The 8,850-nt window shown below is 65.2% G+C and carries 7 protein-coding genes; 6 read left to right on the forward strand and 1 reads right to left on the reverse strand.

The window, feature by feature from the left end; translation table 11 throughout:
- The first annotated feature begins 42 nt into the window (after nt 1-42).
- Both NKJ35_RS16840 and NKJ35_RS16845 read left to right on the forward strand, forming a co-directional pair.
- On the forward strand, nt 43-843 hold the full coding sequence (locus NKJ35_RS16840) for a ParA family protein (RefSeq protein ID WP_254817943.1): 801 nt from the start codon (nt 43-45) through the stop codon (nt 841-843).
- Nucleotides 844-883: 40 nt separating this feature from the next.
- A complete protein-coding gene (locus tag NKJ35_RS16845; RefSeq protein ID WP_352648592.1) occupies nt 884-1,765 on the forward strand; it encodes a ParB/RepB/Spo0J family partition protein in 882 nt (293 codons plus the stop codon).
- Nucleotides 1,766-2,039: 274 nt separating this feature from the next.
- Here NKJ35_RS16845 and holA read toward each other — a convergent pair whose 3' ends face one another.
- The gene (gene holA, locus NKJ35_RS16850; protein WP_352648594.1) at nt 2,040-3,086 is read right to left on the reverse strand and encodes a DNA polymerase III subunit delta; all 1,047 of its coding nucleotides are present in this window, start codon (nt 3,084-3,086) and stop codon (nt 2,040-2,042) included.
- 338 nt (nt 3,087-3,424) lie between these two features.
- Between holA and NKJ35_RS16855 the strand changes: the two genes are divergently transcribed.
- From NKJ35_RS16855 to lpdA, 4 genes are all read left to right on the forward strand, one after another.
- Complete coding sequence (locus NKJ35_RS16855; RefSeq protein ID WP_254817940.1) at nt 3,425-4,657, forward strand: 3-methyl-2-oxobutanoate dehydrogenase (2-methylpropanoyl-transferring) subunit alpha; 1,233 nt, start codon at nt 3,425-3,427, stop codon at nt 4,655-4,657.
- 2 nt (nt 4,658-4,659) lie between these two features.
- Nucleotides 4,660-5,673 carry an alpha-ketoacid dehydrogenase subunit beta gene (locus NKJ35_RS16860; RefSeq protein ID WP_352648595.1) on the forward strand — a complete coding sequence of 338 codons (1,014 nt, stop codon included), beginning with the start codon at nt 4,660-4,662 and terminating at the stop codon, nt 5,671-5,673.
- Nucleotides 5,674-5,684: 11 nt separating this feature from the next.
- The gene (locus NKJ35_RS16865) at nt 5,685-7,058 is read left to right on the forward strand and encodes a dihydrolipoamide acetyltransferase family protein (protein ID WP_352648597.1); all 1,374 of its coding nucleotides are present in this window, start codon (nt 5,685-5,687) and stop codon (nt 7,056-7,058) included.
- A 174-nt stretch (nt 7,059-7,232) separates the two neighbouring features.
- Nucleotides 7,233-8,627 (forward strand): dihydrolipoyl dehydrogenase, encoded by a 1,395-nt coding sequence (gene lpdA / locus NKJ35_RS16870; protein WP_352648599.1) that lies wholly within the window; start codon nt 7,233-7,235, stop codon nt 8,625-8,627.
- The last annotated feature ends 223 nt before the right edge of the window (nt 8,628-8,850 follow it).

Consider the following 8,850-nt stretch of genomic DNA (forward strand, 5'->3'; position numbering starts at 1 on the left):
CCCAATGAATCTCTGGCCCAAATGAATTTCTGGCATAGACCCATGATGAAGAACGGCCCCCGAATCATCACCGTCGCCAACCAGAAGGGCGGCGTCGGCAAGACGACGACGGCCATCAACCTGGCCACCGCACTGGCGGCCATAGGCGAACAGGTGCTGATCGTCGACCTCGACCCGCAGGGCAACGCCAGCACCGGGCTCGGCATCGACCGGCGCGACCGCACGGTCTCCTCCTATGATGTGCTGACCGGCGAACTGGACCTCGAAGCGGCGGCAATCCCGACGGCGGTGCCTGGCCTGTCGATCGTGCCGTCGACGCTCGACCTGCTCGGCATCGAGATGGAAATCGCCTCGGCGCCGGATCGGGTGCTGCGGCTGCGCAACGCGTTGCGGGCCTCGGCCGCGCGCTCGGCCAATTTCGGCTATGTGCTGATCGATTGCCCGCCCTCGCTCAACCTGCTGACACTGAATTCGATGGCTGCGGCAGATTCGGTGCTGGTGCCGCTGCAGTGCGAGTTTTTCGCGCTGGAGGGCCTGAGCCAGCTTTTGGAGACGGTCGAGCAGGTGCGCCGTTCGATCAACCCCGACCTCACGATCCAGGGCATCGTGCTAACCATGTTTGACGGGCGCAACAATCTTGCCAACCAGGTGGTGCAGGATGTCCGGGCGCATATGGGCGACAAGGTCTATGAGACCGTCATTCCGCGCAATGTCCGCGTTTCCGAGGCACCGTCCTATGGCAAGCCGGCGATTCTCTACGACCTCAAATGCTCGGGCAGCCAGGCCTATCTGCAGCTTGCTTCGGAAGTGATCCGCCGCGAGCGCAAATTGCGGGCCGCCTGAACGATAAGCCGATTCGACACCGAAACGATCTGGACGGACGATGAACGAAGACCCTTCGAGAAAAAGACTGGGACGGGGACTGGCGGCGCTGATCGGGGAAATCGATCGCCCGGCGGCTCCGGAAAAGCCCGGGCTGGCGGCCGACGGCAAGGTGCCGATCGAGTTCCTCAGCCCCAACCCGAAGAACCCGCGCCGGCATTTTGGCGACGCCGACCTGACCGACCTCGCCCAGTCGATCCGCGAACATGGCGTGGTGCAGCCGGTGGTGGCGCGGCCGTCGAAAACCCAACCGGGCCGCTACGAGATCATCGCCGGCGAGCGTCGTTGGCGTGCGGCGCAACGCGCCGGGCTGACCGAAATCCCGATCATCGTACGCGACGTCAACGACCGCACGGCGCTCGAGTTGGCGATCATCGAAAACGTCCAGCGCACCGACCTCAACCCGGTCGAGGAAGCGTTGGGCTACCAGCAGTTGATCGACGACCACGGCTATACCCAGGCCGATCTCGGCCAGGTGATCGGCAAGAGCCGCAGCCATGTCGCCAACACGTTGAGACTGCTCAAGCTGCCCGACGTCATCTGCGACATGCTGGTCGACGGCGCGCTCTCGGCCGGCCACGCCCGCACCCTGGTGACGGCCGACGACCCGGCCGGGCTCGCCAAGCGGATCATCGATGAAGGGCTTTCGGTGCGCCAGGCCGAGGCGCTGGCGCAAATGCCGGTCGGCGCGCCGGCGGCAAAGCGCCAGCCCGCAGCGCCGCCGCAAAAGGATGCCGACACGCTGGCACTGGAAAAATTGATGACCAATACGATCGGCATGATCGTCACGATCGAGCACAACCAGCGCGGCGGCGTGATCAGCGTCGCTTACCGGACGCTGGAGCAGCTTGACGAGCTTTGCCGAAGGCTGAAGCGGGAGTAGGTAGGCTGCTAAAGGATCGCGATATTTGCCGGCAAATGAAGTCGATTAAGCGAGTCAATAAAGGCCAGCCATTGCGTCGGCCTTTTTCTCGTTGAGGTTGGCGAAATCGCTGAAGCCGTCAATCTCCCCCCTTGAGGGGGAGATGGCCGGCAGGCCACAGGGGTCGTCTCACATCAAGCGCTCACGTCGTCTGTCGTCGCGGAAGGCGCTGGTGCTTTACGCTCGCCGACCCCCTCTGTCGCCTTCGGCGACATCTCCTCCTCGAGGAGGGAGATCAGGCTAGCTGCGCCAGCCTTGCGCTCTCCACGGCAATGCCGAGCAGGGCCTGGCGTGCCAGCGCGATCGACAGATCCGGCCGCCGGCGTGTCTGCAGGACCGCCGTCTGCAGGCGGTTGAGCGCGCGGCCGAGCGCTTCGCTGCTCCAGCGTTCGAGGGCTTTCTCCACCAGCTTGCGCCGGGAGAAAAAAACCGGCGGGCGCGCCGCGGCAACGACCGAAGCGGCATTGCGGCCGCCGGCGTCCATCTGGCCGCGCATGGCCTGGATCGTCTGCAGCTGCCGCATCGCCGATGAAAGCACCAGGAAGGGCTGGCCGCCGGACTGGCAATGGCGGGTAAAGGCGGTGTCGAAGTCGGCGATCCTGCCTTCGAGCAGGGCGTCGACCGCCGCATCGAAGGAGAGGCCTGAGACGTCGCCAGACGTCGCCTTGACATCGTCAAGGCCGATTTCGGCCTGGCCATGTGCATAAAGCACAAGCTTTTCGATCTCGCCGCGCGAGGCCAGCCGGTCGCCGCCGAGATTGCGGCGCAGCGCCTGCCGGGCCTCCAGCGTCATCGACATGCCGGCCTTGCGCAGTTCGTCGTCGATGACCGTATCGATATCCCTGGCTTCATCGGCATAGCAAGGCAATGCCATGGCATTATCCGCCGCCTCCACCAGGGCGCGCAGGCCGACGCCCTTCTTCAGGTCGCCGGCCTCGATAAGGATGACGGCGTCCCGCGCGGGATCCGACGTCAGCGCCTTGACGTCTTCGGCAAGCGCCTTCTGGGCGCCGGCATTGCGCACCCATAGCAGGCGCCGCTCCGAAAACATCGGCACGGTGCGGGCCTCGTCGAGCAGGCGGCCCTCGTCGCGGTCGACTTCCGAACCGTCCAGCCTGACCACCGAGAACGGATCGTCAAGCGGCAGGCCGGTCTTGCCGGCAAAGGCCTTTGCCCGCTCGGCAACCAGCCCGCGATCGGGACCGTAAAGCAGCACGATCGAGACGCGCGGATCCGGCTTCGCGAGCCATGCATCGACTTCGTATGCTTTCTTCTGTGCCATGGGCACTGATTAGCATGACGCGCGCGCAGGGTGAACGGAGGGATTGGCGGGATTGTATCGAGACGCCTATGGGACAGCGCCCCACTGTCCTATAGGGCGCGAAGGAACTCGACAGAGGGATCTTGCCAGCAGGAATCCCTTCTCATGCGCCAGATCGGGCCGGACCATTCGCCAAATTGCGCGTGGCGGCGGAAGATCGACAAGAAATTTCGCGGACATATCTTCATCTTGACGAGTGCTGGCCGGCGCGGTCGTTGGCCCGAAGCCGCGCCCGACGAATTGGCACTGGTCCGGCGGTGTGCAAATATCCTGGCCGGGCAACGTGGAGGACCGAGATCATGGCCGATGCCGGAATGTTGCGCTTCCATGTTCCGGAACCGGAAGTGCGGCCGGGCGGGACGCCGGATTTCTCCAATGTGAGCATTCCAAAAGCTGGCTCGGTGCCGCGCCCGAAGATCGACGTCGACCCGCGCGACATCCGCGATCTGGCCTTCTCGATCATCCGCGTGCTCAACCGCGCTGGCGAGGCGGTCGGGCCGTGGGCAGGGCTGCTTTCGGACGACGAGTTGCTGGAGGGGCTACGCCATATGATGACGCTGCGCAGCTTCGATGCGCGCATGCAGATGGCGCAGCGCCAGGGCAAGACCTCTTTCTACATGCAGCATCTCGGCGAAGAGGCAGTGAGCTGCGCCTTCCGCAAGGCGCTGTCGCGGGGCGATATGAATTTTCCGACCTATCGGCAGGCCGGCCTGCTCATCGCCGACGGCTACCCGATGGTCACGATGATGAACCAGATCTATTCGAACGAGGCCGATCCGCTGAAAGGGCGGCAATTGCCGATCATGTATTCGTCGAAGGAGCACGGCTTCTTCTCGATCTCCGGCAATCTGGCGACGCAGTACATCCAGGCGGTCGGCTGGGCGATGGCCTCGGCAATCAGCAACGATTCAAAGATCGCCGCCGCCTGGATCGGCGACGGCTCGACCGCCGAGTCCGACTTCCATTCGGCGCTGGTGTTCGCCTCGACCTACAAGGCGCCGGTCGTGCTTAACGTCGTCAACAACCAGTGGGCGATTTCGACCTTCCAGGGCATCGCCCGCGGCGGCTCCGGTACTTTTGCCGCCCGTGGCCTCGGCTTCGGCATCCCGTCGCTGCGCGTCGACGGCAACGACTATCTCGCCGTCCATGCGGTGGCCAAATGGGCGGCGGAACGGGCGCGCAGCAATCTCGGGCCGACGCTGGTCGAATACGTCACCTACCGCGTCGGCGCGCATTCGAGCTCCGACGACCCGTCGGCCTACAGGCCGAAGGCCGAGTCCGACGCCTGGCCGCTCGGCGACCCGATCGTCAGGCTGAAGAACCACCTCATCCAGCGCGGCGTCTGGTCTGACGAACGCCACGCCCAGGCCGAGGCGGAAATTCTCGACACGGTGATTTCAGCGCAGCGGGAGGCCGAGCGCCACGGCACGCTGCATGCCGGCGGCAAGCCTTCGGCGCGCGATATGTTCGAGGGCGTCTATGCCGAGATGCCGCCGCATCTCAGGCGCCAGCGCCAACAGGCCGGGGTCTGACCATGCCGCGGCGGACCATGATCGAGGCGATCCGCGACGCTATGGACGTGTCGATGGCGCGCGACGAACGCGTCATCGTGTTCGGCGAGGATGTCGGCTTCTTCGGCGGCGTCTTCCGCTGCACGCAAGGCCTGCAGGCGAAATACGGCAAGAGCCGCTGCTTCGATGCGCCGATCAGCGAATCCGGGATTGTCGGCGCGGCCATCGGCATGGCGGCCTACGGGCTGAAGCCTTGCGTCGAGGTGCAGTTTGCCGACTATGTTTATCCGGCCTATGACCAGATCGTCTCGGAAGCGGCGCGGCTGCGCTACCGGTCGAACGGCGATTTCACCTGCCCGATCGTCGTGAGGATGCCGACCGGCGGCGGCATTTTCGGCGGCCAGACCCACAGCCAGAGCCCGGAGGCGCTGTTCACCCACGTCTCCGGCCTGAAGGTCGTGGTTCCGTCCAATCCGCACGACGCCAAGGGCCTGCTGATCGCGGCGATCGAGGATCCCGACCCGGTGATCTTCCTGGAACCGAAGCGGCTCTACAACGGCCCCTTCGACGGTCATCACGAGCGGCCGGTGACGCCATGGTCGAAACATCAGCTCGGCGAAGTCGCCGATGGCCATTACACGGTGCCGCTCGGCAAGGCGGTGATCCGGCGGCCTGGTGCGGCAGTTACCGTGCTTGCCTATGGCACGATGGTCTATGTCGCCCAAGCGGCAGCCGAGGAGACCGGCATCGATGCCGAGGTCATCGATCTGAGGACACTGCTGCCGCTGGATCTCGAGACGATCGTCGCCTCGGTCAACAAGACCGGGCGCTGCGTGGTCGTGCATGAGGCGACGCTGACATCCGGCTTCGGCGCCGAACTTTCGGCGCTGGTTCAGGAGAACTGCTTCTACCATCTGGAAGCGCCGGTGGCGCGGGTCACCGGCTGGGACACGCCCTATCCGCATGCGCAGGAGTGGGACTATTTCCCCGGTCCCGCCCGGCTAGGCCGCGCGCTCGTCGAAACGATGGAAGCCTGAGGGGGAAGACGATGGGCGAATATGTCATCAAGCTGCCCGATGTCGGCGAAGGCGTCGCCGAGGCCGAGCTGGTCGAATGGCAGGTCAAGGTCGGCGATCTCGTGCGCGAGGACGCCGTGCTTGCCGCAGTCATGACCGACAAGGCGACGGTCGAGATCCCTTCGCCCGTCGATGGCGAGATCCTCTGGCTTGGCGCCGAGATCGGCGACACTGTGGCGATCGGCGCGCCAATCGTCAGGTTGAAAGTGGCCGGCGAGGGGAACGTCAAGGTTGGCGCGACGCTTGCAGACGTTACGGCGGAGGGCACCCCTGACGATGCGCGGGCTCGCCCGTCCTCGGGCTTGGAGCCGTCATTACCCAATTTGGCGCCGTCATCCTCGGGCTTGTCCCGAGGATCTGCCGTCCCACACGGATATGACGCGATCAGTTCCGAGAGGTCGGTAGATCCTCGGGACAAGCCCGAGGATGACGGCGCCAGGTCCAAGGTCAACAGCGCGCCGCGTCCCGAGGGAGAAAAGCCACTGGCCTCGCCGGCCGTCCGCCTCAGGGCGAAAGAGGCCGGCATCGACCTTCGGCAGGTTTCGGGAACCGGCCCGGCCGGCCGCATCCGGCATGAGGACATCGACGCCTTCCTGGCGCGGGGGCCACAGCTGGCGAAGGCCCCTGGCCTCGCCCGCAACGAGGCGGTTGAGGACATCAAGATAGTCGGTCTCAGGCGAAAGATCGCCGAGAAGATGACGCTGGCCAAGTCGCGCATCCCGCACATCACCTATGTCGAGGAGATCGACGTCACCGCGCTCGAGGATTTGCGCGCCGCGCTCAACAAGGAGAAGCGGCCGGGCGCAGACAGGCCGAAGCTGACGCTGCTGCCGTTCCTGATGCGGGCGATGGTCAAGGCCATTGCCGACCAGCCGAACCTCAATGCGCTGTTCGACGACGAAGCCGGCATCGTCCACCAGCATGGCGGCGTCCATATCGGCATCGCCGCGCAGACGCCTGCGGGGCTGATGGTGCCGGTGGTCAAGCACGCCGAGGCGCGCGACATCTGGGACTGCGCCGCCGAGGTCAACAGGCTCGCCGAGGCGGCCAGGTCGGGCACGGCGACACGCGACGAGCTTTCGGGCTCGACCATCACCATCACTTCGCTCGGCGCCATGGGTGGCGTGGCGACGACTCCGGTGATCAATCATCCGGAAGTGGCGATCGTCGGCGTCAACAAGATGATGGTGCGGCCGGTATGGGACGGCAGCCAGTTCATCCCGCGCAAGATGATGAACCTGTCCTCCAGCTTCGACCATCGCGTCGTCGACGGCTGGGACGCTGCGGTGTTTATCCAGCGCATCAAGACGCTGCTAGAGACGCCCGCGTTGATTTTTGTGGACTGAGGTAATGAGAACGGTCGCAACGGCCCCCTCACCCGGCCTCCGCTTCGCTACCCTCTCCCCGAGGGGAGAGGAGGTCGCCAGCGCCGGCGCTAGCCTCTTCTCCCCAGCGGGGAGAAGGTGGCCGCGAAGCGGCCGGATGAGGGGGCCTTTCTTCGCCAACAAGAGCCTATCGCCATGAAGGAAATCTCCTGCAAGCTGCTGGTCATCGGCGCTGGTCCGGGCGGCTATGTCTGCGCTATCCGTGCCGGGCAGCTCGGCATAGATACGGTTATCGTCGAGTTCGGCAGACCGGGCGGCACCTGTCTCAATGTCGGCTGCATCCCGTCCAAGGCGCTGCTCCACGCGGCCGAGGAGTTCGAGAAGCTCTCGCACATGGCCGGTGGAAAAAGCCCGCTCGGCATTGCGATCGCCGCACCATCGGTTGATCTCGCCGCCACCATGGCCTGGAAAGACGGGATCGTTAGCCGGCTGAACAACGGTGTTGCCGGCCTCCTGAAGAAAGCTGGCGTGAAGACGGTGCACGGCTGGGCGACATTTCGCGACGGCAAGACCGTTGCCGTCGACACCGAGATCGGCATGCAGGTGATCCGCGCCGAAACGGTGGTGATTGCGACCGGCTCGGCGCCGGTCGAGTTGCTATCGCTGCCGTTCGGCGGACCGGTCATTTCGTCGACCGAGGCGCTGGCGCTGAGCGAAGTTCCGGAGAGGCTGGCGGTGGTCGGCGGCGGCTATATCGGGCTGGAACTCGGTATCGCCTTTGCCAAGCTGGGGGCCAAGGTGACCGTGGTCGAGGCGTTGCCGCGCGTGCTGGCGCAATATGATGCGGAACTGACCAGGCCGGTGGTGAAGCGGCTGGCCGAGCTCGGCATCGAGGTGCTCGTGACCGCCAAGGCCAAGGGGCTGTCCACTAAGCGCGACGCACTGCTGGTCGAGGCGAATGGCGGCAAGAACGGCAAGATCGCTGCCGACAAGGTCCTGGTCACGGTCGGTCGGAAGCCGGTGACCGAAGGCTGGGGGTTGGAGCAGATCGACCTCGACATGGCCGGACCCTTCATCCGCATCGACGACCAGTGCCGCAGCTCGATGCGCGGCATCTTTGCCATTGGTGACGTCACCGGCGAGCCGATGCTGGCGCACCGGGCGATGGCGCAGGGTGAAATGGTCGCCGAGATCGTCGCCGGTCACAGGCGCAGCTGGGACAGACGAGCGATCCCGGCTGTCTGCTTCACCGATCCGGAGCTGGTCACCGCGGGCCTGTCGCCGGAGGAGGCCAGGGCCCGTGGCGAGATCAAGGTCGGACTGTTTCCCTTCGCCGCCAATGGCCGGGCAATGACGAAGTTGGGCGAGGACGGATTCGTTCGGGTATTGGCGCGGGCGGACAACCATCTGGTGCTCGGCATCCAGGCCGTCGGCCAGGGCGTGTCGGAATTATCTACGGCCTTTGGCCTAGCGCTGGAGATGGGTGCGACGCTGGAGGATATCGCCGGAACAATCCATGCCCATCCAACACAGGGCGAGGGTTTTCAGGAAGCGGCGCTGAAGGCGCTTGGGCGGGCGGTGCATGTTTGAGGGCTCGCGCTCTCCCCCCTTGAGGGGGAGATGGCCGGCAGGCCAGAGGGGGTCGGTTCGACTGGATGCGACCTCCCTTGCGACAGATGGAGGTTGGCGCTCTTCGCGAGGCGACCCCCTCTGTCGCCTTCGGCGACGTCTCCCCCTCGAGGGCAGGGCTATCGCATATGAGTGATGGCATTGATGAGATAGTCGTCGTTCCAGGCGCATTTCTTGATGCGAT

Origin of the sequence: Mesorhizobium sp. M0136 (genome assembly GCF_040322515.1) — a bacterium.
Lineage (GTDB): Bacteria > Pseudomonadota > Alphaproteobacteria > Rhizobiales > Rhizobiaceae > Mesorhizobium.